This is a genomic window from Geobacillus thermodenitrificans subsp. thermodenitrificans DSM 465 (genome assembly GCF_000496575.1).
GTDB classification, from domain to species: domain Bacteria; phylum Bacillota; class Bacilli; order Bacillales; family Anoxybacillaceae; genus Geobacillus; species Geobacillus thermodenitrificans.
Window position 1 is genome coordinate 1 of record NZ_AYKT01000048.1, and the last position, 1,354, is coordinate 1,354.

A 1,354-nucleotide genomic window follows, 5' to 3' on the forward strand; every position below is an offset into this window, starting at 1 on the left:
CGATCTCCCGCTGACAGGCGCTCCCCAGTGATCGGATCGTACTCGCCAAATAGGCGCTACACGTCGTACCACTTGAGAAACTCCAACCCCAATTCCTTCATATTGTCAGCGAACATTTGATCCGCTTGGCGCATCGCAACGGTAGTACGCTAGATCAGTTCTTTGTTTTTATGAGATTTTCGAGGGCACACGAGCAGTGAACTTCGTTTTTTAAAACAAAAACCTTGAAAGGCTTGTCGCCAATCAAGATTTATTTTTATTTGCGTTTTCCAATTCAACCCAGAATTTTATCCATTCATTTTCTCATATACCTACAAGTTATCAATTCCTTCTTGAAACATATCCATTATATAATCATCAAATGTATCATAGCGAACGGAAAGTTCTTTCCCTCCTCTAACCCAACTATACACTTTTTCGTCACGAACATCCGCCGAATACATACATCGAACAAATTCTCCTGAATCTTCGATAACAATTAGTTTCTTATCTAGCCCTAACTTTCGCCATCTTTCTGTTGCTTTTACTACAGAAGCCCCAAGATTTCCTTCAATACCTAAGATTTCAACCCCGCATATACCGCCTGAGCCATATTCCTTTAGAAAAGCACGATAACTTTCAGGGAACTGTAAACCGAGTATTTCTTCAGCTTTTCGGATCTCCTGCTCTGATGCGCCTCCGAAAAAATCCCTTTCCTCTCCATACTCTTCGATCATTTTTTTTATTTTCTCATTCATCACATTTTTCCTCCCTTCTAATCTTCATTTGCACGCATTTTCCAATAGTTGCTCCTAAAATTATTACATTGTTTTTCAAGCAACGAATCATTTCTAAAACTATTTCCGTCCTCTACCAAGCCATGTAATTCTCTGCTGAACTTATTATGTATAGATTCAGCAATCTCAACCATTCCCCTAGGCTCTTTTTGAATCAGCTTGTGAAGTTCGACTTTACTTTCTTTCCTGTCTTTAACAACATAAGGGGATTTTCCTTTCAACATCAGTTCTTTATTAGTCACCCCGGCTGCTGCAGGATCTTTCGGCACATAATTTTTCTCAATCTCTATTTGGTAAACTCTTCTTGACACATCTACTTCCTTGCCCGCAACCTTAACTGTTCCTTTTACTTCTACAACAGAATATTTATCAGGTAACCAATCCAATTGGATTTTTTCTGAAGATAGCTTAGTAGCTTTTAGTCTTATAGTTACTTTCTACTTCGTTGTACTACTAATTATCCCTTTTCCAACCGTTTCCCCTTCAACTCTCTTTATCATGTGGAAAGTAGCATCTTTAACTTCATTCTTGAACCCACTCATCCATCCCCGAGACGCCGGGCCTACTCCGGCATACGC

At 39.6% G+C, this 1,354-nt stretch carries 2 protein-coding genes and 1 pseudogene; all 3 read right to left on the reverse strand.

The window, feature by feature from the left end; translation table 11 throughout:
• Window positions 1-59 precede the first annotated feature (59 nt).
• Window positions 60-149, reverse strand: a pseudogene (locus DSM465_RS20385) (pre-toxin TG domain-containing protein); the annotation flags it as partial.
• Window positions 150-311: 162 nt separating this feature from the next.
• Window positions 312-737 carry an SMI1/KNR4 family protein gene (locus DSM465_RS0117815; protein ID WP_011886780.1) on the reverse strand — a complete coding sequence of 142 codons (426 nt, stop codon included), beginning with the start codon at window positions 735-737 and terminating at the stop codon, window positions 312-314.
• Window positions 738-754: 17 nt separating this feature from the next.
• On the reverse strand, window positions 755-1,162 hold the full coding sequence (locus DSM465_RS0117820; RefSeq protein ID WP_171355695.1) for an HNH/ENDO VII family nuclease: 408 nt from the start codon (window positions 1,160-1,162) through the stop codon (window positions 755-757).
• Between the last annotated feature and the right edge of the window lie 192 nt (window positions 1,163-1,354).